Origin of the sequence: Streptococcus sp. C300 (genome assembly GCF_000187645.1) — a bacterium.
Classification (GTDB): Bacteria; Bacillota; Bacilli; order Lactobacillales; family Streptococcaceae; genus Streptococcus; species Streptococcus oralis_CQ.
In genome coordinates this window covers 128,723-151,265 of the sequence record NZ_GL732469.1, presented here as the reverse complement: position 1 = coordinate 151,265, position 22,543 = coordinate 128,723, and the positions used below count along the sequence as shown (strand labels likewise).

Sequence of the window (22,543 nt, the reverse complement as noted above, 5' to 3'; positions counted from 1 at the left end):
TTGATAGTTCATCATGATTACTTGTCCTAAATGAACGGACAGACAGCTTGATAGAATGGCAACTGCCTCTCTTTTAATCATAATCAAATATCAATAGAATGCAAGGAAAAAGTCTTATCCTTGAGAACTATTGAACATAGTGAGAAGTCTGGAACTTTCATCCCAGACTTTTCCTATTTATTTCTTTTTATTGTTAGCAAGGGCTGCTTTTTGTTGGCGGATGATTTGGTGGTAAACTTGTTGTACCTTGGCTTCGCTTGGTTTTTGACCATTTGCGCTCAAGAGAGCACGAACTGCCTCAGCATTCAAACGTGGGTTGTCCGCAAATTCTTTTTCAATTTGCTTACGAACCAAGTACATCCCTCCAAGAGCTCCTCCTAGAAAAGCTAGCACAATCAAGATAATTGCTAAAAGTAAATCCATTCTTTTTCTCCTGTTTCTTTTTGAGTCTTCTATATTATACCATAAAGTGACTTTCCTGACTAGTTTGTTTTACGCTTTCAAGAGGGGGTTAAGCCAATTCTAAGCTAGTCTTACAATCAGATTGAACTATGAAATTACGAATAATTCCACCCTTTCCTCTCTTTCTTCTACTATTTTAAGAAAAAACAACAGCAAATATGTATCTTGCTAAAAAGCTCTTGACAAATGCTAAACGACCATTAGAATGGGAAGTGAGGAGATAAATAGAAACAAATTAAACGGGACTGCTTCATAAAATGTAAGCGGTTTCGAATAAACAAAGGAGGGTTTTATGAAAAAACACTTTTGGGAGAAATCCTGTCGCTATAGCATCCGCAAGCTGACGGTTGGGACTGCTTCTGTTTTGCTGGGGGCTATTTTTCTAGTCAACCATACTGTAGCTGCAGACAGTGTTGAGGTCAAGCAAACTGAACCAACCTCTGTCGAAGCTATCACTAAGCCTGATAGTGAACCCAAAGCAGCTGAAGCGACTGAAACTACAAATCCGTCTCTAGCCGAAAGTCCAGTAGTTTCCGAAAGCAAGCCAGCTAACGAGACTCAAAAGACAAATAGTCAAGCTAGTGAAGAAGCCATTGTTGAAGCCAAAGAAAATAAGGAACCTGAAAAAGCAGATCAGCCGGTGACAAAGCAAGAAAACTATCAACTCAACTACGATCAACCAACAGCTCCCTCCTATGATGGATGGGAAAAACAAGCCCTTCCTGTCGGAAATGGAGAAATGGGAGCCAAGGTTTTCGGACTCATTGGGGAAGAGAGAATCCAGTACAACGAAAAGACCCTCTGGTCAGGAGGACCACAACCTGATAGCACCGACTATAACGGAGGAAACTACAAGGATCGCTACAAGGTCTTAGCAGAGATACGTAAAGCCCTCGAAGCTGGTGACCGCCAAAAAGCAAAACAGCTAGCTGAACAAAATCTAGTTGGACCAAACAACGCCCAGTATGGACGTTACCTAGCCTTTGGAGATATCTTCATGGTCTTTAATAACCAGAAGAAAGGACTAGATACTGTAACTGATTATCATCGTAATCTAGACATCACCGAAGCCACTACGACCACTTCTTACACCCAAGATGGGACGACCTTCAAACGCGAAACCTTCTCCAGTTATCCTGATGATGTCACTGTAACCCACTTGACCAAAAAAGGAAACAAGACACTTGACTTTACCCTTTGGAACAGCTTGACAGAAGACTTGCTTGCTAATGGCAACTACTCTTGGGAATATTCCAACTATAAGAATGGTCATGTCACTACAGATGCAAACGGAATCCTTCTAAAGGGAACTGTCAAAGATAACGGCCTCCAATTTGCATCCTATCTAGGAATTAAAACGGACGGAAAGGTGACTGTTCAGGACGAAACTCTAACCGTCACAGGCGCAAGTTATGCAACCCTCTATCTCAGTGCCAAGACTAACTTTGCTCAGAATCCAAAAACCAACTATCGAAAAGACATTGACCTCGAAAAAACAGTTAAAGGGATTGTCGAAGCAGCTAAGTCCAAAGACTACGAGACACTTAAAAAGGCCCATATCAAGGACTATCAAAGTCTCTTTAACCGCGTTAAACTAAATCTAGGCGGAACCAAGACTACTCAAACGACAAAAGAGGCCCTTCAAGGCTATAACCCAGAAAAAGGGCAAAAATTGGAAGAACTCTTCTTCCAATATGGCCGATATCTACTCATCAGTTCGTCTCGTGATCGGACAGATGCTCTTCCTGCCAACCTCCAAGGAGTCTGGAACGCTGTAGACAATCCACCTTGGAACGCTGACTACCACCTCAATGTCAATTTGCAAATGAACTATTGGCCAGCTTACATGAGCAACCTTGCTGAAACTGCCAAGCCAATGATCAATTACATTGATGACATGCGCTATTATGGCCGTATCGCTGCCAAGGAATACGCAGGTATCGAATCCAAAGACGGACAAGAAAATGGTTGGCTGGTCCACACTCAGGCGACACCATTTGGCTGGACTACTCCAGGCTGGAATTACTATTGGGGTTGGTCTCCGGCTGCTAACGCTTGGATGATGCAGAATGTCTATGACTATTATAAATTTACCAAGGATGAGACTTATCTCAAAGAAAAGATTTATCCAATGCTCAAGGAAACCGCTAAGTTCTGGAACTCCTTCTTGCACTATGACAAGGCCAGCGACCGTTGGGTGTCTTCTCCATCCTACTCACCAGAACACGGGACCATTACCATCGGAAATACCTTTGACCAATCGCTAGTCTGGCAGCTATTCCACGACTACATGGAAGTCGCCAACCATCTGAATGTCGACCAAGACTTAGTCACAGAGGTCAAGGCTAAATTTGACAAACTAAAACCCCTTCACATCAACAATGAAGGACGCATCAAGGAATGGTACGAAGAGGACAGTCCCCAATTCACCAATGAAGGGATTGAAAATCACCACCGCCACGTTTCCCATCTAGTTGGTCTTTTCCCAGGTACGCTCTTTAGCAAGGACCAGGCTGAATACTTAGAGGCTGCGCGTGCTACCTTGAACCACCGTGGAGATGGTGGTACTGGTTGGTCTAAGGCCAATAAAATCAATCTCTGGGCTCGTCTGCTGGACGGTAACCGTGCCCATCGCTTGCTCGCCGAACAGCTCAAGTACTCAACTCTAGAAAACCTTTGGGATACGCACGCGCCTTTCCAAATAGACGGAAACTTTGGAGCAACCAGTGGGATGGCAGAAATGCTTCTCCAATCTCATACAGGCTATATTGCACCCTTACCAGCTCTTCCTGATGCTTGGAAAGACGGTCAGGTTTCTGGCTTGGTTGCTCGAGGAAACTTTGAAGTCAGCATGAAGTGGAAAGATAAAAACCTGCAAAGCTTGTCCTTCCTTTCAAATGTCGGTGGAGACCTAATTGTAGACTATCCAAATATCGAAGCCAGTCAGATCAAGGTCAATGGCAAGCCAGTCAAGGCAACGATTCTCAAAAACAATCGCATCCAACTGGCAACACAAAAAGGTGACGTCATTACCTTTGAACACTTCCCTGGTCGTGTAACCAGTCTGACAGCCGTTCGACAAAATGGAGTCACTGCCGAACTCACCTTTAACCAAGTAGAAGGCGCTACCCACTATGTCATCCAAAGACAAGTGAAAGACGAAACTGGCCAAACCTCTGCGACCAGAGAATTTGTAACCAATCAAACCCACTTTATTGACCGATCACTCAATCCTCAACTCGCCTACACCTATACTGTCAAGGCTATGCTGGGCGAGCTTACCACACAAGTTTCTGAACAGGCCACTGTCGAAACCTATAGCGAGTTGATGGACGACCGAGATAGCCGTATCCAGTACGGAGCTGCCTTTGGAAATTGGGCAGACGCAGAATTATTTGGAGGAACAGAGAAATTTGCTGACCTTTCAAAAGGAGACTACACAGACGAAGACATCACTGCTACCATTCCTTTCACTGGCGTTGGTATCGAAATCTATGGACTGAAATCGTCTGAATTAGGTCTTGCCACTGCTAAAATTGATGGCAAAGAGGTCGGGGAGCTTGACTTCCATACTGCTGGAGCAACTGAAAAAGGTAGTCTCATCGGTCGCTTCGCAGGATTATCTGACGGACCTCACACATTGACTCTTAGTGTTAAACGTGAGCACAAAGGACGTGGTAGTGAGCGCTCAAAAATTTCATTAGACTACTTCAAGATCCTAGCAGGAACAGGCAATACGATTGAAAAAATGGATGATCGTGATTCGCGCATCCAGTATAGTTCCCAGTTTAAGGACTGGTCTGACCCTGAACTCTACGGAGGTACGGAAAAATACGCTGACATCAACAACAGCGACCCTAGTGTAACTTCAGAAGCTCAGGCAACCATTTCCTTTACAGGGACAGGCATTCGTATCTATGGTTTGAAGAGCCTTGCTCTTGGACGAGCACGTGTTACATTAGATGGCAAAGAAATGCCAAGTCTAGACTTCTACACGTCAGGTGCAACTGAAAAGAGGGCCTTTATTGGCGAATTTACAAATCTTACTGACGGTCCGCACACCCTGACATTACAAGTTGACCCAGATTCGCCAGAAGGTCGCAAGAAAATCTCTCTAGACTCCTTTGATATCATCAAAGCTCCTGCTGTTGGTATAGATAGCCCGAGCATTGCGCCTCTTAAGGAAAATGACAAAACCATTTCCTTAAACCTACCAGCTGGAGATTGGGAAGCCATCGCAGTGACCTTCCCAGGAGTCAAAGATCCTCTAGTTTTGCGTAAGGTGGATGAAACGCATCTGGTTACAAGTGGAGATCAGACTATCCTATCAATCCAAGACAATCAAGTTCAAATCCCAATCCCTGACGAAACCAATCGAAAAGCTGGAAATGCCATTGAAGCTTATACCATTCAAGGTACTACCACAAGCAGCCCTATCGTAGCCGTCTTTACTAAAAAGGATGAAAAGAAAGTTGACGAGAAGCAACCAACTACAAGCAAGGGAGAGGAACCAGCTCCTACTGTTGAAATTCCTGAATACACTAAACCTATCGGGACTGCAGGGCAAGAAGTGCCACCCACTGTAGAAAAGCCTGAATACACCGAACCTATCGGAACGGCGGGGCAAGAAGAGTCTCCTACTGTAGAAAAGCCTGAATACACCGAACCTATCGGAACAGCAGGTCAAGAGGAAGCACCTACTGTTGAAAAACCTGAATACACCAAACCTATCGGAACAGCAGGTCAAGAGGAAACTCCTACTGTTGAAAAACCTGAATACACCAAACCTATCGGAACTAGCGGAGATCAGGCCGCTCCAAGCCTTAGCCTTCCTGACTATCCAGTTCAAGTCTTAAAAGATAAGGAGACTGGAGTAGAAATCATCGGTGGAGCCAGTGACCTAGAAGGAATTTCTCACATCTCTAGCCGACGTGTCCTAGCTCAAGAACTCTTTGGTAAAACCTATGATGCTTACGACCTACAACTTAAAGATCCAACCGATCATAGCTTGCAGCCAAAAGGCTCTGTCTTGGTTCGCTTGCCTATTTCAGCTAGCGTAGAAAACATCTACTACATCACTCCGACCAAGGAGTTGCAAGCCCTTGATTTCACCGTTCAAGACGGAAAGGTAGAATTCATCACTAATCATTTCAGTACCTATGCTGTCGTCTATCAAGCTACTGGAACAAGCTCTAACACTGAGGAAAAACCAAGTACTTCAGATGCAGAAACCTTAGCACACGAGGCTGAACAACTTTCAGCTAGTCCGAGTCTTGCTAAAGCTGGAAATCATTCTCCTAAAGAAGAACTTCCAGCAACAGGAGAAGCATCCAACCCACTTCTCTTCTTAGCAGGCCTTAGCCTAGCCCTTACAGCCACTTTTATGTTAAAAGGAAGAAAGGATGACTCCAACTAACCTTTAAGCACACAAAAACAGGATGAAGATTCCCTTCATCCTGTTTTATTCTGTAATCAGAAATTATTTTTACAGTAGGTATAAAAAGACTAAGGTCAAGAGACTTGCTAGAAGTCCAACTCCCCAAAAGAAGAAGTCAACCTTCCACTCGCTCCAAGGATTGCCCTTGCCTGAGAATCCTCCAAGTTCAAAATGGTGATGAACAGGCGTCATACGGAAAATACGCTTTCCACCACTAATTTTGAAGTAGGTAACCTGCATCATAACAGAGCTTGTCTCAAAGACATAGATAATCCCAATCAACAAAAGGGTCCATTCTTGGTGGAGGGCCATAGAGATTGCTGCTAGCATCCCACCAAGAGCCAAACTTCCTACATCTCCCATGAAGACCTTGGCAGGTTTGTGGTTAAAGACGAAGAAACCTAGCAAACCACCAATCATGGCAAGAATCACAAGAAGGATATCCAGTTGATTTTGCATATAAGCAATCACACCGTAGGCCGATAAGCTAATCACCACTGAAATACTTGCTAAGCCGTCGATCCCGTCAGTCAGATTCACCGCATTTGAAAAGCCAACTAGCCAGAAAAGGGCAAAGAAAATATAGAAAATACCCAGATGTACTTGGTAGCCAAAGACTGAAAGCATGTCGCCACCACGCTCATAAAAGAGGTAGAAAATCACTCCTCCAAGGAGCTGGAGAGCAAGCTTTTGCTTAGGATTCAAGCCTTCGTTGATCTTACGAAAGACCTTGAGGAAATCATCCAGAAAACCTACCAAACCATACAACACCAAGATAAACAAAATCATGCCTACATTGTTGGTCAATTGTTGGGTAAAGAGAGCGACAAGAAAGCTCACAACTACTGCAACGATAAGGAAGACAAGACCTCCCATGGTTGGAGTCCCAGCTTTAGCTTGGTGTTGTTTGACATCCTCGTGCATCTGCTGACCCGTAATCTGTGCTTTTCGATAAAATCGGATAAAGGCTGGAATGCCAATCAAGGTCAATAGAAAGGCTAGAATTCCAGCACTAATGGAACTAATCATCTTAATCTCCTAAAGTTACTTTCATTTTTTTAATGTCTTTGAGGGCTGTATTGGCACGGACACTTTGTTTCTTGACCGTTTTGCCACTACCTTCCCACTCGACTTCTATATTCAGCCATTTAGCAAATGTTTGCACATTTTCATCTGTCCAGCCGTACATATCAGGCATTTCTTCGACCTTATCTGACAGGATCAAGATCTGCTGATTGGCTTCCAAATTATCTCCTTCAGAAACCGAGAGTTCCTTGATCTTGGTTCCTGTTCCGATAACAATTGGTTGGACCAGGTTTCGGCGCAATTCTTCTGCTAGGTCACCCGGAGTAAAGTCTTTGGTAGCCGGCATAGCATAGCTTGTCGTCTTGCTGACCTGATCCAAGTTCTTGGCAGTTGACTGAAGATTGAGGGATTCTTTCATGGCAGAAGCTCGCTCAAGGATTGGGTTGGCAAACTCTCCCAGCTGAACACCTGAATAATGCTCTGGCTGTTGCACCGTTACATAGAGAATAAAGTCAGGATTCTCAGCAGGATGCATCGACACAACGGAGAAGATATAGTTGGTTTCACCTGTTAGGTAGCCCCCATTCTTCTCATCAGCAATCTGAGCAGTTCCTGATTTGAGGGCAACATTCTGACCTGGAACATTGACATTAGGCTTTCCTGTGCTATGGTTGTACATGGTACCATAGACAGGATCTGTTCCGACCATGACCATGTGATCCCGAGTAGAGGATGCTGCCGCTTTTGATACAGGATTTCCGACGATTTCCTTTTGAGACTTACGGACAGACTGGTCATTTGGGTCATAGAGGGCGCTGATAAATTTTGGCTCCAACATAACCCCATCGTTGGCAATGGCTGTAAAAGCACGTAGCATCTGGGTCTGCGTTACAGAAATCCCCTGACCAAATGCACTCATGGCAATATTAACAATATTATCTGCAGGCAATTGACCTGAATACTCATCAGTCAGACCAAAACGCGTCGGCACCCCAAACTTAAAGCGATTGAGATAATCCAACCAAGTAGCATCTCCCATTTTTTGTTCAAGTAGACTCATTCCAACATTACTGGAGTGAGCGAAACCTTGTGAGAAAGTCATCATCCCACCAGTAGTCAAACCATCATTAACATCCCAATCTCGAATCGTCGCATCCGCTATTTTTAATTCACTGCTATTGAAGTATTCTCCACCTGGGAAGGTATTGTTATCAATAGAAGAAGCTAACGTCATGACCTTCATGGCTGATCCTGGTTCATAGTTACTTTGATAAAGAATATCACGCCAAACAAAGTCCTTAGTGATTCCTTCCTTAGTATCGGCATCAAAGGTTGGTCGTTGCGTTGTTGCGAGAATTTCCCCTGTTTTGGCACTGACCAAGGTCGCCGTCATGTACTTGCCTTTTACCTTTTCCTGAAAGGCATCCATCTGGGTTTCCATAAAGGATTGCAAGGGACTAGAAAGGGTTGTGTAGACATCTTTTCCATCTACCGTTTGTTGGGAAGCCTGATCTGTACCCGGAACAATATTTCCCAGACGATCTTTCTCATAGGTGATGATCCCATCTGTACCCGCCAGAATGTTATTTAAAGAACTCTCCAATCCAGATGTCCCAATCAAACGTTTGGTGCCATCCTCATTTTCATGGAGTTGCGCTAAACCGATAAAGGAAGAAGCAAACTGTCCATTGGGATAACTGCGGTTAGGGCTAGTTGTAAAGTCAATCCCCTCAACGCCAGCAGTTTTTAGGTCATTTTTAATAGCCATCATATTGGCATAGGTGATCCCATTTCCCTTGGTACCAAAGGATACCTGTTTTAGATCTGGTTGAGAAAGCTGTTCTTTGACATAAGACTCTTCCATATCTAGGTATTTATGGAAAATCTCAGCTACCTTATTAAATTGAGAATCCTCTACATAGAGAATTTTGCCTGTTGCTGACTTGTAGGTCTTGTCAATAACGGCATAGATATTATACGAAGTCGCATCCTCAGCAATAGGCGTTCCATTACGATCGTAGATGGTTCCCCGTTTTGCAGGAATCGTCTTGGTTGTTTGATGGACCTTGTTTGCTTCTTGAACCAAGTCCTTACCAAATTTTTTACCCGTTCCGATAATGACCGCAAAGTTGACCAAAAAGACAGCGAAGAGTATGACAGCCAATAAACTCAGGCTTTTCCCTACTCTTCGGCGGTTTTCTTCTGGAGATTTACGGTTACGAACGGCATAACGGATGATTTTTTCTTTCCACTGTTTCATTTCTTACTCCGCTGCTCGGATATTTTCGTTATTCAACTGCAAATCCTTAGAGTTTGCAATCTCTTTCAAACGTTCTGAACGAATCAATTCATTGACCTCTTGCTTGGCATCGTCTAGCTCTGTTTTCTTTTCTTCGATTTGAGCATTGACCTTAGTTAATTCATTCTGAACTTGTAATAGCTTGGTCTGCATAAACACAACGCTAATTGCCAGGATAATCATTGTTGCAGCAATCGAAACATAGAAGGCCTTTTCCACACGTGAAAAACCTTTAAACTTCGTTTGCAATAACTGGCTTGTTTTTTCGATTCTTTCTGCCATGTTTTTCCTCTTACTTGTGAATTTTTCTAGCCACGCGCAACTTAGCTGAATGCGAACGGTTGTTGGCTTCTAGCTCTTCAGCACTTGGCAAGATTGGCTTGCGGGATACCAATTCCATCTTGGGCTTAAGGTCATCTGGAATGAAGGGCAAGCCTTTGGGAACTTCCACTGTTGAAGCTTCTTTAAATAGTTGCTTGGTCAAGCGGTCTTCCAGCGAATGGAAGGTAATGACCGAGATTCTCCCATCTAGAGCCAGCATGTCCATAGCCTGCTGGATGGATTCATCTGCTGCACCCAGCTCATCATTGACTTCGATTCGGATAGCCTGGAAAATCTGCTTGGCAGGGTGCCCCTTTTTCTTGAGTTCCTTGGCAGGCTTGGCAGACTTGATAATCTCTGCCAACTCCGTCGTCGTCTCAATTGGTTTCACCTCACGCGCTTGCTCAATCTTACGAGCAATCTGTTTAGAAAACTTATCCTCACCATACTTGAAAAAGATCCGAACCAAGTCATGATAGTCATAATGATTGACCACCTCATAGGCCGTCAGACTAGCTTCCTGATTCATCCGCATATCCAGTGGCGCATCCTTTTTATAAGAAAAGCCACGCTCACGCTGATCCAGCTGAGGACTGGACACTCCCAAGTCATAACAAATTCCATCAATTTCCTGGACACCAGCCTCCTGCAAACGTGCCTGCAAATGACGGAAGTTATCCTTGATAAAGGTTACCATCCCCTTTTCGATATAGGGTGCCAACCTTTTTTGCGCATTGTCAATGGCATTCTGGTCCTGGTCAAAGGCATAGAGATGCCCTTTTTCGCTCAATTTACTTAATAAATATTCGCTATGGCCTGCTCCGCCTAAGGTCGCATCAACGTAGGTACCGTCAGGTTTTACGTCAAGCATATCAATCGTTTCATGAAGCAAGACCGTTACATGATGAAATTCTTTTGTCATATCCTATCTATTTTACCACAAATCTGACCAGCTTGCACTTGTCAGACAAGGCTAAGTTTCTTCGAAAAAAATTCTCAAAAATATGTCATATATACTTGACATCTCATCTCCAAAAGAATACAATATAGTCAAATATATACGACACATCAGAAAGGAGACCCTATGAATCGTGTGAAAGAATTCCGCAAGGAACTGGGCATTTCTCAGCTCGAGCTCGCCAAAGATATCGGTGTCTCGAGACAGACCATCAACATGATTGAAAACGACAAGTACAATCCAACCCTGGAACTCTGTCTCAACCTCGCCCGCAGCCTCCAAACTGACCTCAACAGTCTCTTTTGGGAAGACGATTTTTAAAAAAGGAGCAAACAAATGAAAAAAGAAACTCTCACTGACAAACTCATCAAACGCACATACGGCATTTCTGGCCCCCTTGACGAACACAAACGGCGCGAGGCCGATCGTATCGGGAATCAGGTCTTTATCGTTCTCTTTTATCTCATGATATTTGGCAACCTCATCCCCTTTGTCCTTGCTTATAAATACCCACAAATTGTCGCTATCGGCTATCCTCTCGTGGTGTTTGGCATTTCGATGATGGTTGCCCTCTATGTGGTCTCTCAAACCAAGAAAACGGGCATCACAGCTATTGATCCCGAAATGCTGAGTCAGAAAGAAAGTAAACAGCTACATTTTCCGGGTCTAAAAGCGGGTCTGATCTATGGGCTAGGTATGTTCTTTGGAATACCATTTCTTAATACTCTCACAGATGATAGCAAGGATTATCTTGGTTCTCTTTTAAATACAGGGCATTTTGTATCAACTATCCTAGCTACCCTCTTCTTCGGAGTGACCATACAAATTATCGTCTCTCTTCGCATTCGAAAAGCAAAGAAAGACCAAGAAGACGACTAGGAGGTGCCTTATGAAATCACTAGCAAGATTACTGATCAGTCATGTTTTTATCACCATCGCCCTTGTTTCAGGAGCTATATCTCATACAGTTTTAATACTCTTACTCCTCTTTCTTCCTGCGCTCAATAAAGGACTGGAAAAAATCCAATCAAAACGGATACCTAGCCTCAACGCCGCGCTCTTCTTTCTCCTCATATCCTTGCCACAGCTTTTAACTAACCCCACCCAATGGAAATTACCAATATTCCTAGCCGTAACCATCATTTCAAGTTTGGCCTACTTCTATAACTTTTATCAAGTAGTTAAAGAAGTAGATCAAAAACAGTTGATTTAGGAGATTACTCCCATGAAAAAAGAAGATTTCACCACTCGCTTACTCAAACTATTCTTTCACATACAAGGCCCCTTTGATGAATGCCGCCAAGAGGTGATCTACAGGGCTTGTGCGCGTTCCTTGATCCAAATCGTTTACTCCTCCCTCCTACTCTTCTTGTTCTATCTCCTATTTGGACGCTTCATAGAGTTGGTTCGAGATGCTATGCCCTACCTCTATTTTGGACTTATCTTCGTCCTCTCATCTAGGGCGAGACTAGCAGTTCGCAACTTACATTTAGACAAGGATGACCCGTCCGAAATCCATCACAAAAGCTACAGCAAAAGTCAAATTAACGTTCGTAGTTGGGGTGTATTCATCAGCATTCCAATTGGCTTGTTTGTCTTATTAGCCTTTCACAAACTCTTTGTTCAGCATCTTCCCCTCGATACCTTTTGGGACAATCTCTCCCAGTTCGATAAAACGCTCCCTTTACTAGTCTTAGGTTTGGGAATTGGTGCCATCTTTGGAACCATGGCCTACGCCTTTTTATCGGAACACGTTAAAAAATAGAGCAAGATTCGCTAATTTCTCATTTTATAGGCAAAGAATCCCACCTAGTTCGTTCTAGGTGGGATTCCCACTTCAATTCATAGGATATTTTCCAAAATATCTACTGACCCTCGTCACCAATTCTCCCACTGGGTTTCAACCTTGACATCGCCATAGTTGCTTGGCGAGTATTTACTGTCATAAATGGAACACCAGTCCTTCAAGACTTTTTGGTTTACGATTTCTTCATAGTAAGAATCCAAATCCTTGGCAGTGATACCGTACTGCTCTAGATAGGATTTTACTTGCTCTTCGTCTTCGATATAAGTTTCCGATCTATTTTCATAAATCAGAATTTTTTTAACTAATACTTTTTTATTAAATTCGTAATGAATAACAAAGTTAATTTTTTCTCCTGAGTTAGCATATCTTTCAAACCAAATATTTACACCTTTACTACTACCATCAAAATTAAACCGTAGTTCTAAATTCTTCACATCGCTTCCAAGAGAAGAATCATCGTATGTTATTATTGATTCATACTTATCCGTTTCATTCATATTCGAATCATAAAGCTTTCGATTTTTTACTGTCACATTTTTTAAGTCTTTGAAGTTATAATGTCCCAAATAATTTTTTGCTGTTTCTTGGTAAATTTCATCAAAAATGTTTTTAGGTTGACGCACAAAAAAGTAAAAACAGGATAATACGATTATTGCGACTAAAGCTACTAAACCTAAGATTTTCTTCATGTTATCACCAATTCTCCCACTGGGTTTCAATCTTGACATCGCCATAGTTGCTTGGTGAGTACTTACTGTCATAAATCGAACACCAGTCTTTCAAGACTTTCTGGTTGACGATTTCGTCGTAGTAAGAATCCAAATCCTTAGCAGTGATACCGTACTGCTCTAGGTAGGATTTCACCTGAGCTTCGTCTTCGATATAACTATCCTCATTTCCTGATATCACAATCTGAATTGACTTTGTGATTGTTTTAGTATTTGGATTATATTTGTTGACCATCCATAGCTTCGTACCATCAGCTATTTTTCTCTCAAATGAAACAAACAGTTTACTATACGCTTTCTCAAAATTAAATCCAACTCTCAGTTCAAGATAATCCTCTGGAGGAGTCTTATACTTTCCTAAAGGGCTATATTTAAAATGATCTCCATCACTTGGCCAGACATCATCGATTTCAAAACCTTCTATATTTCTTAAAATATTATTTGTGCGATAGGTTTTCTCCGTCTCCTGATAAATCTCATCAAAAATGTTTTTAGGTTGTCTAGTAAAAAAGTAGAAACAGGATAATACAATTAGTACGAAAGACACTACTAGACCGAGGATTTTTTTCATGCTATCACCAATTCTCCCACTGGGTTTCAATCTTGACATCGCCATAGTTGCTTGGTGAATACTTGCTGTCATAAATGGAGCACCAATCTTTCAGGACTTTCTGATTTACGATTTCGTCGTAGTAAGAATCCAAATCCTTGGCAGTGATACCATACTGCTCTAGGTAGGATTTCACTTGGGCCTCATCTTCGATATAAGTTTCCGTATCTGCTTTCTTCAAACCTATTTTGACAAATTTTTTCAAAACACGATCCTTACGAATATATTTATTCCATAAGCGAACTCTAACGTTTGGCCCGATTCGCTTTTCAAATGAGATTGAACTTAACTGTGTTTTTGTAGCAAAATTAAAACTAATTTCTACTTCAAAATACTCTTCTGGGGTATGGTCTTTATTATAGGTTCCAAACGGATAATATTTAGAATACTCTCCATCACTTGGCCAACCTGGACTAATTTCAAAGCCATCTATATGCCTTAAAATATTATTTGTTCGATAGGTTTTCTCAGTTTCTTGGTAAATCTCATCAAAAATGTTTTTAGGTTGACGGATAAAAAAGTAGAAACAGGATAATACAATTAGTACGACTACCGCTACTAAACTGAATATTTTTTTCATCATCATCCTCCTAATCTGCCACAGCCTCTAAACGATTTAAAAATGTGGATACTTCTGGGTATTTTTCCTCAATATACTCTTTAATAGATGCCTCACCCTTTCTCAGTATATACCCAGGCGCTACCCCTGCATAGATTGTGCCTTTGACCTCTTTCCAATCCTTATTTTTCAAAAATTCTTTCTCTCTATGAGAGGAGTCTTTTTGAAGGTCAGCATAGTAAGAAGATATAGCTTGGTCATAGGATTGCCCCTTCTGTATCCGACCGATAAGGTTGACCGAGTCTAGGTCTGCCTTGTAGTCATCTTCGCCGATGCTTGGCTTCATATCATTAGCGTTAAAGGTCGTGTCTCCCTCCCATCCCGAAAGATCCTTGACATGCTCTCTACCGCCATAGATATCAGATAACTGAAAACTGCTAGGATTTAGATGAGTAGCCATAGTAATGGATTGATGGGTAAAGTCTGCATGGCCAGCTCCATTGTTAGAGTAGGCCTTTAACTTACTGTCCCAAAATTGGTCAAAGTTACCTGAAGTACCATAAACTTTTTCGTATTTAAACTTGGCATTATTATAATCAATTTCGTTTTCTTTTATTTTTTCTATATTATCAATTTTCCCACCCGCCATCTCATGTTGCAATCTAAGGTTATAATACAGTTCTTTGGCCTTTTCTTCTTTCAATCCCAATTCTTTAAAAATTTCAAAAAGTGGTTTTTCTACTCTCATTTTTTCAACTGTAGATGGACTACTAACAACCTCATCATAAAAATAATTTTTTAAATAGCCTGCAGTCTCATCCCACTTTGATTCGTTGTAAGACGCTGCACCGACGACTCGCAAAAAGATATAGTCACGGAACTCTTGACTAGAGGTTGGGAACTTCTTGTCTATCCCTTGCTTGATGGTCAGGAGCTGCTTGGCTGTCTCTGCATCAAAGCCGTATTCTGCCATCATGGTCTGGACAAAGGCCTTCTCTTGACGACTGAGTTTCATATCCTTTGTGTCAGAATATGCAGTCAGGTAGTTGGCCCAAGTCAGGTCAGATGGGACTTTAAAGACCCCTGTTTTTGCATCCCAGCTCGTTTCAATCTGAGCTAGTCCACGACTCAACTGCACATCGATACTGTCTAGTTCATCGAAAAACCCTCCTGAGTAGCTATCATAGGCACGCAGGTCTTTCAAAATCGTTTCATAGACGCGTTTATTCGCATGATGTCCTCGCATAAGTTCCACATTGCTACGTCTCAATCTTCCCTTTTCTTCACTATCCATGGTCAAGCTAGAAAGAGATTGGTTGACTTCATCTAGATAGGCGATCATCTGCTCTTCCTGGCGGATCTTATCAAGCAGATCATCCTCCCGCCAACTCTTGCTGTCGACCATCGTTTGGTAGTCTTCTGGCAATTTCTTGATAGCTTGAGAGAAGGTTTCGGCATAGAGTTGTCCCCCTTTACTCAAGGGCAGTAGGACACTTGCAAAAAAACTTCTAGCCGAATCATAAGCGTCGCCCTTTAGACTCTCTGTATCCTCTGAAAACTTTTGAATGGCTGATTGCAAGTCTTGATAAGACTCCACCTGAGATTGGCACATGGTTGCTACACTCGAACTTTGTAGTTGTGATTGTTCCAGGTACATATCAATGCCCATGTCGTTTCTCCTCCTCTCTTTCTAGTTCCTTACGTCTTTCATAGTAAACCTCATCTAAGTCTCCCTCTAACCGGAATTTTTCTTTTTTCAAATCATCCATGTGATAGCTGAGGTCCTCAAAGATTTGGTTTTTAAGTTGGTTTCTTTGCAGGAGCGTTTCTTCCAACTGCCCTGCATATCGGCTCTGATAGGCCGCCTCCCACAAATCACTTTGATAACGGTGGCTAGCTCTATCATATCCTTCAAAGGTTTCTATCAGTGCTTTGGTGCGGTAGTTCTCTTTTCCATTGTCTTCTAGCTGGTACAAGAGTTCCCGCTCTCTTTTCTTCAACTCATCTAACTTGCTCATGTATGACTCCCAAAACCATTGGCCGCAGCCTTATCTAGCGCTTCAAAATCACTCGCTACAGAGTGAAGTCGTTCGGAAGTTAGGGTGACAGCGGCTGTTATCTGACTAGCTAGATTTTGATCCTTTGTCAGACATTGATGAGCCTTGTTATTCCCTTGAAGGGTCGTTAGGTCATCTTGACTAGCCGCAGCGATTGCTGTTAACGATTGACAAGCATTTTTAAGCTGAGTCGCATATGTTTGCGCAAGATTTAGATCACTTTTTACTGTTGACATGACTGTTTCATCCTTTTTCCCATTCCCTTGTGATAAGTTTACTTCATTTAGCTATATAGGCCTATTATACCATGTTTCACAAAAGGAGCATCATTTTGTCCTGATTTATGTACAATTGTGTATTTTTTCAACAACTTCTCTCATCCGACTCGACGAAAATAGTAAAAACTGTTACAATGTAGAAAAAGAAAAGAGGCCCTCATGACCAGTGTATATGATTTTTCCGTTTTAAACCAAAATAACCAAGCAACTCCCCTGGAGAGCTATCGTGGCAAGGTTCTCTTGATTGTCAACACTGCTACAGGATGTGGTTTAACGCCCCAGTACCAGGGACTTCAAGAACTCTATGAGCGCTATCAAGATCAGGGCTTTGAAATCCTAGATTTCCCTTGCAATCAGTTTATGGGACAAGCACCCGGCAGCGCAGAGGAAATCAATAGCTTCTGCAACCTACACTATCAGACAACTTTCCCTCGCTTTGCCAAGGTCAAGATCAACGGCAAGGAAGCAGATCCTCTTTATGTTTGGCTAAAAGACCAGAAAGCTGGTCCACTAGGAAAACGAATCGAATGGAATTTTGCTAAGTTTCTCATTGGCCGAGATGGGCAAGTCCTTGAGCGCTTCTCTTCCAAAACAGACCCCCAAACCATCCAAGAGTCTCTTCAAAAAATACTTTAATTTCTTTTTAAAACGTATCCTTTTATTTAGTTTGAGCCCTGAAAGGATGCGTTTTTTCTTTAAAAAGTAACTGATTTTCTTTAATTTATATTTATTTTTTTGCTTTTTGCTATTGCAATTCTTTCATTAATTTAGTATATTTGTTATATTAAAAACTTTGAGTCATTTTAAGGGAGAAATGGCCTTTTAAATTTTTTTATCTTAAAATGAAAGCGCTTTATAAATAGGGGGTAAGGAGTTTACAAATTATCAGAGAATTTATTTATCGTAAAATAAAGATGCAACCAAGTTAAGCTTGGGCTTGGGCAGTAGCTGACTGCCTTTCTAAAAACTAGGAGTATATTATGAATCGATACCTTTTTGAAAAAGGGCAAACTTTTAGCATTCGGAAGTTAACTGTGGGCGTAGCCTCTGTCATCGTCGGACTGGCATTTTTTGCTTCTGGAACCGTACGTGCAGACGAAACGTCTCCTACCGCAACATCCAATTTAGATCATCAAACTGAACAAGTCGCAGATATAGAGAAAAGGAAGGGTGAACCAGTCAAAGAAGAAGGCCGAGTAGAGACCGAAAAACAAGAAACACCTGCTGCCGATACCAGCAGTGCTGATTTGCTCCCTGAAGAAATTCAGGACCGTGCCTATCCAGACACACCTGTCAAAGAACTCGACACGACTACTATCGTTGACCAAAAAGCTAGTCCAAAAGTAGAAACTAAGAGCATTCTAAAGGACAAGGAAGAAGCTCCAAAAGAAACTGAGAACGGAAACCGTGCCATCATTAACGGTGGACAAGACCTCAAACACATCAACTACGAGGGGCAACCTGCTACTGCTGCTACTATGGTTTACAGCACTTACAATGCAGGAGAGCAACGTTACCTCGTTTCAGGATCTGGTATCTTTGTTGCACCAAATTTGATTCTTACCGTCGCTCATAACTTCCTAGAAGCCAATAAAGAAACTGGCGAAGGCCATATTCGTGGTGGAAAATCTGCCCAGTTCTACTATAACGTTGGTTCAAACAGCGAAAAGAAAAACTCACTACCATCTTCTGGAACTACGGTTTTATTCAGAGAAAAAGACATCCATTTCTGGAATAAGAAAGAGTTTGGAAAAGGCTATAAAAACGACCTTGCTCTTGTAGAAGCTCCTATTCCTCTTCCAATTGCTAGCCCAAACAAAGAAGCAACCTTTGCACCTTTAGCGGATCACAAGACGCATCAGCCGGGAGAAGCCATCAGTACGATTGGCTACCCAACTGACTCGAGCTCAAAAGAACTGAAACAACCTATCCTAGCTGGTCAGCTTTACAAGGCAGATGGGACCATCCGATCTGTTGAGTCCTATGATGATAAGGGAACGACTGGTATCACCTACAAAACCACTTCTGTATCTGGTTTGTCTGGTGGCGGGATTGTCGATAGCCAAGGAAAAGTTCTGGGTGTTCACCAACACGGAACCGTTGACAATGGTGTCGCTGAAAAGGATCGCTTTGGTGGCGGACTCGTCCTTTCACCTGAACAACTGAAATGGGTTAAGGACATGATTGCCAAGTATGGTGTGAAAGGCTGGTACCAGGGAGACAACGGAAATCGTTACTACTTTACTGATGAAGGGCGTATGCTTCGGAACGAAACAGCTGTTATCGGAAGCAACGAATATTCCTTCAACCAAGATGGGATCGCTACCTTGACCAAGGGAGTTGAATACGGTCGTGTGGTTATCCAACACGAAGACGAAGAAGGAAATCCTGTCAAAGATAATGACACCTTTATCGAACAGACAGCTGTTGATTCGCCATTTGACTATAATTTCAAAAAAGAAATCGAGAAGACGGACTTCTATCAGAAGAATAAAGACAAATACGAAATTGTATCCATTGATGGCGTAGCAGTCAATAAACAACTAAAGGATACTTGGTCTGAAGATCACAATGTTGTCAGCAAAGCGCCTGCCGGTACACGTGTCATCAAGGTGGTCTATAAAGTTAACAAAGGCTCCTTCAAAGTTTACTACCGTCAAAAAGGAACCACTACTGAACTAGCGGAAGCGACAGTTGATAACAATGACGGTCAAGAGTATGACGTTTCCTTTGTCAACACCTTCCATGCAAAAGACATTACTGGTTACCGTCCAGTCAAGACTAGCCTGGAAGCAACCATCCAGCAAAAAGGGGTGAATGAGGTCGTCTTTGAATACGAGCCAATCGCTGATACAGCCAATCCAACGACACCGACTCCACCAGTCGCTCATCCAGAAGACAAAGAAACTGAGATTGGTAATCATGGACCTCTTCCAAGCAAGGCTCAACTCGATTACCACAAGGAAGAATTGGCAGCTTTCATCCACTACGGAATGAACACCTATACCAATTCTGAATGGGGAAATGGGAAAGAAGACACTCGATACTTCAATCCAACCAACTTGGATACTGACCAGTGGATTCGCACTCTGAAGGAAACGGGCTTCAAACGAACCATTATGGTTGTTAAACACCACGATGGTTTCGTTGCTTACCCATCTAAGTACACCAACCATACCGTAGCTGCTAGCCCATGGAAAGATGGAAAGGGTGACCTTCTCGAAGAAGTTTCCAAGTCTGCTAGCAAGTATGACATGAATATGGGTGTTTACCTTTCACCATGGGATGCCAACCATCCTAAATACCATGTCGCAACCGAAAAAGAATACAACCAATACTATCTCAACCAGCTGAAAGAAATCCTTGGTAATCCAAAATACGGTAATAAAGGGAAATTTATCGAGGTTTGGATGGACGGTGCGCGTGGTAGCGGTGCCCAAAAAGTAACCTATACCTTTGATGAATGGTTCAAATACATCAAAGAAGCCGAAGGGGATATCGCTATCTTCTCTGCTCAACCGACAAGTGTTCGCTGGATCGGAAATGAACGGGGAATCGCAGGTGACCCTGTATGGCATAAAGTTAAAAGAGCCAACATCACAGACGATGTGAAAAACGAATACCTCAACCATGGTGACCCTGATGGTGATATGTACTCTGTAGGGGAAGCTGATGTTTCGATCCGTTCAGGCTGGTTCTACCATGACAATCAACAGCCGAAATCACTCAAAGAGCTGATGGATATCTACTTCAAGTCCGTTGGTCGTGGAACCCCACTCCTTCTCAATATTCCACCAAATAAAGAAGGAAAATTCGCAGATGCAGATGTGGCTCGCTTGAAGGAGTTCAAAGCAACCCTAGACCAAATGTATGCCACTGACTTTGCCAAAGGTGCCACTGTAACAGCAAGTTCGACTCGTCAAAACCACCTTTACAAAGAAAGCCACCTCACAGACGGTAAAGATGACACCAGCTGGGCGCTCTCAAATGATGCCACAACCGGTAGCTTTACAGTCGATTTAGGACAAAAGAGACGTTTTGATGTCGTTGAACTCAAGGAAGACATCGCCAAAGGTCAACGTATCTCTGGTTTCAAGATTGAAGTCGAAATCAACGGACGTTGGGTGACATACGGCGAAGGTTCGACCGTTGGTTACCGTCGCTTGGTTCAAGGCAAGCCTGTAGAAGCACAAAAAATCCGTGTAACCATCACCGGTGCTCAAGCAACTCCAATCTTGACCAACTTCTCAGTCTACAAGACACCAAGCAGCATTGAAAAGACTGATGGCTACCCTCTTGGACTTGAATACCACTCAAACACAACGGCAGATACAGCCGGAACAACTTGGTACAATGAATCTGAAGGTGTTCGTGGCACTTCTATGTGGACCAATCAAAAAGATGCCAAAGTAAGCTATACCTTCACAGGAACCAAGGCCTATGTCGTCTCTACAGTCGACCCAGGTCATGGAGAAATGTCTGTCTACGTTGATGGTCAAAAGGTTGCCGATGTCCAAACTAAGAACGCTAGCCGTAAACGTAGCCAAAAAGTCTTTGAGACAGGCGATTTAGCACCTGGCCAACACACTATTACCCTCGTGAATAAAACAGGCGAACCAATTGCTACAGAAGGAATCTACACCCTAAACAATGATAGTAAAGGGATGTTTGAACTCGAGTCTACTAACTACGAAGTCGAAAAAGGAAAACCAGTCACTGTTAAAATTAAACGTGTTGGTGGAAGCAAGGGAGCTGCTACTGTTCGCTTCATCACAGAACCTGGAACTGGGGTTCACGGTAAAGTTTACCAAGATACAACTCAAGATGTGACTTTTGAAGATGGAGAAACAGAAAAGACTGTGACCATCCCAACGATTGACTTTACTGAACAAGCCGACTCTGTCTTTGACTTCAAAGCCAAGCTCACTTCTGTCACTGATGGTGCCCTGCTCGGTTTTGCTACCGATGCAACCATCCAAGTGATGAAAGCTGAATTGCTGATCAAGGACCAAACAAGTTATGATGACCAAGCTAGTCAGTTGGATTACAGTCCTGGCTGGCACCATGAAACCAATTCGGCAGACAAATACCAAAAGACGGAGTCTTGGGCTTCCTTTGGTCGCTTAACTGATGAGCAAAAGAAAAAGACAACTGTCACAGCCTACTTCTACGGTACTGGACTTGATATCAAGGGCTATGTCGATCCAAATCATGGTATCTACAAGGTATTCCTCGACGGCAAAGAAGTTCCTTACCAAGAGGGTATGGGAAATGCTTCGACTATTGATGGTAAGAAATACTTTAGCGGTCACGCTGCCCAACGCCAAGGCAATCAAACTCTGGTTAGCCTAAAAGGTCTGGACGAAAACTTGCACGCAGTCACCCTTCAACTCGATCCTGATCGAAACGATTTGTCTCGAAATATCGGTATCCAGGTAGACCAATTCATCACTCGTGGCGAAGGCAGTGAACTCTACAGTAAGGCAGATATCATCCAGTCTATCTCTAAATGGAAAGATGATCTGTCAAACTTTGATCCAGCAGGTTTGAAAAATACAGCTACTGCACGTCAAGCTTTCCAAGCAAATCTAGAAAAATTGAGAAACCAACTCAGTGCTGATGCAGTGGATGTTCAAGAAGTCATGTTGACTGTCAGCGCCTTACAAGATATCCTGTCCAAGGACGAGAACTATCAAAGAGGGCAAGAGGAACCTAGTCCAGATCAACCTGAACAGCCTGAAGAACCTTCTAAACCTGATCAACCTGAACAACCTGCTCAACCAAAACAACCGGAAATTGAGTACGATAAGGCTATGGACAGCTTGGCAAAAGCTATCGAGAAAAAAGTCGCTGAGCTTGGATCCAACAAGGAAGCTAAGAAGCAATTGTTAGCAATTGCTGACCAAGCCATTGCTGCCATCCAAGAAGCTAAGACTCAGGAAGCAGTCAACAAAGCACTTGAAACTGCTCTCGAACAAATCAGCAAGCTCGAAGCAGCTCA

General features: G+C 42.7%; 18 protein-coding genes. 7 read left to right on the top strand and 11 right to left on the bottom strand.

Annotated features, from left to right (window positions below):
* Window positions 1-177 precede the first annotated feature (177 nt).
* On the bottom strand, window positions 178-423 hold the full coding sequence (locus HMPREF0849_RS08450) for a YneF family protein (RefSeq protein WP_000364980.1): 246 nt from the start codon (window positions 421-423) through the stop codon (window positions 178-180).
* A gap of 331 nt (window positions 424-754) precedes the next feature.
* On the opposite strand from HMPREF0849_RS08450, the gene HMPREF0849_RS10375 reads away from it, so the two are divergent.
* A complete protein-coding gene (locus HMPREF0849_RS10375) occupies window positions 755-5,878 on the top strand; it encodes an SIALI-17 repeat-containing surface protein (protein ID WP_000716122.1) in 5,124 nt (1,707 codons plus the stop codon).
* A gap of 69 nt (window positions 5,879-5,947) precedes the next feature.
* Here the strand turns inward: HMPREF0849_RS10375 and mraY are convergent, their stop codons facing one another.
* From mraY to rsmH, 4 genes are read right to left on the bottom strand one after another with little or no spacing between them, the layout of a single operon-like run.
* Window positions 5,948-6,928, bottom strand: coding sequence for a phospho-N-acetylmuramoyl-pentapeptide-transferase (gene mraY, locus HMPREF0849_RS08440; protein WP_000625783.1), 981 nt, complete (start codon window positions 6,926-6,928; stop codon window positions 5,948-5,950).
* Between the two features lies 1 nt (window position 6,929).
* Window positions 6,930-9,185: a penicillin-binding protein PBP2X gene (gene pbp2x, locus HMPREF0849_RS08435; protein WP_000816035.1), complete on the bottom strand. Its 2,256-nt coding sequence runs from the start codon at window positions 9,183-9,185 to the stop codon at window positions 6,930-6,932.
* A gap of 3 nt (window positions 9,186-9,188) precedes the next feature.
* Window positions 9,189-9,506 (bottom strand): cell division protein FtsL, encoded by a 318-nt coding sequence (gene ftsL, locus HMPREF0849_RS08430; RefSeq protein WP_000840795.1) that lies wholly within the window; start codon window positions 9,504-9,506, stop codon window positions 9,189-9,191.
* A gap of 10 nt (window positions 9,507-9,516) precedes the next feature.
* Window positions 9,517-10,467, bottom strand: coding sequence for a 16S rRNA (cytosine(1402)-N(4))-methyltransferase RsmH (rsmH, locus tag HMPREF0849_RS08425; protein WP_000159431.1), 951 nt, complete (start codon window positions 10,465-10,467; stop codon window positions 9,517-9,519).
* Window positions 10,468-10,629: 162 nt separating this feature from the next.
* Between rsmH and HMPREF0849_RS08420 the strand changes: the two genes are divergently transcribed.
* From HMPREF0849_RS08420 to HMPREF0849_RS08405, 4 genes are read left to right on the top strand one after another with little or no spacing between them, the layout of a single operon-like run.
* A complete protein-coding gene (locus HMPREF0849_RS08420) occupies window positions 10,630-10,824 on the top strand; it encodes a helix-turn-helix transcriptional regulator (RefSeq protein ID WP_001082470.1) in 195 nt (64 codons plus the stop codon).
* A gap of 15 nt (window positions 10,825-10,839) precedes the next feature.
* Complete coding sequence (locus HMPREF0849_RS08415; protein WP_000712411.1) at window positions 10,840-11,382, top strand: DUF3278 domain-containing protein; 543 nt, start codon at window positions 10,840-10,842, stop codon at window positions 11,380-11,382.
* A gap of 10 nt (window positions 11,383-11,392) precedes the next feature.
* Entirely contained in the window at window positions 11,393-11,716 is a 324-nt protein-coding gene (locus HMPREF0849_RS08410; protein WP_000838134.1) for a hypothetical protein, read from the top strand.
* Between the two features lie 12 nt (window positions 11,717-11,728).
* Entirely contained in the window at window positions 11,729-12,268 is a 540-nt protein-coding gene (locus HMPREF0849_RS08405) for a DUF3278 domain-containing protein (RefSeq protein WP_000711220.1), read from the top strand.
* A 113-nt stretch (window positions 12,269-12,381) separates the two neighbouring features.
* Here the strand turns inward: HMPREF0849_RS08405 and HMPREF0849_RS08400 are convergent, their stop codons facing one another.
* Genes HMPREF0849_RS08400 through HMPREF0849_RS08375 form a run of 6 tightly spaced genes read right to left on the bottom strand, consistent with a single transcriptional unit; the run spans window position 12,382 to window position 16,500 of the window.
* Window positions 12,382-12,999, bottom strand: coding sequence for a TipC family immunity protein (locus HMPREF0849_RS08400; RefSeq protein WP_000721850.1), 618 nt, complete (start codon window positions 12,997-12,999; stop codon window positions 12,382-12,384).
* Window positions 13,000-13,003: 4 nt separating this feature from the next.
* On the bottom strand, window positions 13,004-13,609 hold the full coding sequence (locus tag HMPREF0849_RS08395) for a TipC family immunity protein (protein ID WP_000721853.1): 606 nt from the start codon (window positions 13,607-13,609) through the stop codon (window positions 13,004-13,006).
* Between the two features lie 4 nt (window positions 13,610-13,613).
* Entirely contained in the window at window positions 13,614-14,228 is a 615-nt protein-coding gene (locus HMPREF0849_RS08390; protein ID WP_000719275.1) for a TipC family immunity protein, read from the bottom strand.
* 10 nt (window positions 14,229-14,238) lie between these two features.
* Window positions 14,239-15,876, bottom strand: a complete 1,638-nt coding sequence (locus HMPREF0849_RS08385; protein WP_000510505.1) for a T7SS effector LXG polymorphic toxin — start codon at window positions 15,874-15,876, stop codon at window positions 14,239-14,241.
* Complete coding sequence (locus tag HMPREF0849_RS08380; protein WP_000039828.1) at window positions 15,866-16,225, bottom strand: DUF3958 family protein; 360 nt, start codon at window positions 16,223-16,225, stop codon at window positions 15,866-15,868. Before HMPREF0849_RS08380 ends, HMPREF0849_RS08385 begins: the two co-directional genes overlap by 11 nt.
* Entirely contained in the window at window positions 16,222-16,500 is a 279-nt protein-coding gene (locus tag HMPREF0849_RS08375) for a TIGR04197 family type VII secretion effector (RefSeq protein ID WP_000108757.1), read from the bottom strand. The genes HMPREF0849_RS08380 and HMPREF0849_RS08375 overlap by 4 nt, the downstream gene beginning before the upstream one ends.
* A gap of 201 nt (window positions 16,501-16,701) precedes the next feature.
* Between HMPREF0849_RS08375 and HMPREF0849_RS08370 the strand changes: the two genes are divergently transcribed.
* Window positions 16,702-17,178: a glutathione peroxidase gene (locus HMPREF0849_RS08370; protein WP_000205057.1), complete on the top strand. Its 477-nt coding sequence runs from the start codon at window positions 16,702-16,704 to the stop codon at window positions 17,176-17,178.
* A gap of 344 nt (window positions 17,179-17,522) precedes the next feature.
* On the top strand, window positions 17,523-22,543 hold a 5,021-nt coding region (locus HMPREF0849_RS08365; protein ID WP_009013732.1), incomplete at its 3' end, for an alpha-L-fucosidase.

Bases quoted from the DNA above. Each gene is read 5' to 3' on its own strand.
- HMPREF0849_RS08395 (WP_000721853.1), bottom strand. From the start codon at position 13,609: ATGAAAAAAATCCTCGGTCTAGTAGTGTCTTTCGTACTAATTGTATTA.
- HMPREF0849_RS08450 (WP_000364980.1), bottom strand. From the start codon at position 423: ATGGATTTACTTTTAGCAATTATCTTGATTGTGCTAGCTTTTCTAGGA.
- HMPREF0849_RS08400 (WP_000721850.1), bottom strand. From the start codon at position 12,999: ATGAAGAAAATCTTAGGTTTAGTAGCTTTAGTCGCAATAATCGTATTA.
- mraY (WP_000625783.1), bottom strand. From the start codon at position 6,928: ATGATTAGTTCCATTAGTGCTGGAATTCTAGCCTTTCTATTGACCTTG.
- HMPREF0849_RS10375 (WP_000716122.1), top strand. From the start codon at position 755: ATGAAAAAACACTTTTGGGAGAAATCCTGTCGCTATAGCATCCGCAAG.
- pbp2x (WP_000816035.1), bottom strand. From the start codon at position 9,185: ATGAAACAGTGGAAAGAAAAAATCATCCGTTATGCCGTTCGTAACCGT.
- HMPREF0849_RS08405 (WP_000711220.1), top strand. From the start codon at position 11,729: ATGAAAAAAGAAGATTTCACCACTCGCTTACTCAAACTATTCTTTCAC.
- rsmH (WP_000159431.1), bottom strand. From the start codon at position 10,467: ATGACAAAAGAATTTCATCATGTAACGGTCTTGCTTCATGAAACGATT.
- ftsL (WP_000840795.1), bottom strand. From the start codon at position 9,506: ATGGCAGAAAGAATCGAAAAAACAAGCCAGTTATTGCAAACGAAGTTT.
- HMPREF0849_RS08390 (WP_000719275.1), bottom strand. From the start codon at position 14,228: ATGAAAAAAATATTCAGTTTAGTAGCGGTAGTCGTACTAATTGTATTA.
- HMPREF0849_RS08385 (WP_000510505.1), bottom strand. From the start codon at position 15,876: ATGGGCATTGATATGTACCTGGAACAATCACAACTACAAAGTTCGAGT.
- HMPREF0849_RS08410 (WP_000838134.1), top strand. From the start codon at position 11,393: ATGAAATCACTAGCAAGATTACTGATCAGTCATGTTTTTATCACCATC.
- HMPREF0849_RS08370 (WP_000205057.1), top strand. From the start codon at position 16,702: ATGACCAGTGTATATGATTTTTCCGTTTTAAACCAAAATAACCAAGCA.
- HMPREF0849_RS08380 (WP_000039828.1), bottom strand. From the start codon at position 16,225: ATGAGCAAGTTAGATGAGTTGAAGAAAAGAGAGCGGGAACTCTTGTAC.
- HMPREF0849_RS08375 (WP_000108757.1), bottom strand. From the start codon at position 16,500: ATGTCAACAGTAAAAAGTGATCTAAATCTTGCGCAAACATATGCGACT.
- HMPREF0849_RS08420 (WP_001082470.1), top strand. From the start codon at position 10,630: ATGAATCGTGTGAAAGAATTCCGCAAGGAACTGGGCATTTCTCAGCTC.
- HMPREF0849_RS08415 (WP_000712411.1), top strand. From the start codon at position 10,840: ATGAAAAAAGAAACTCTCACTGACAAACTCATCAAACGCACATACGGC.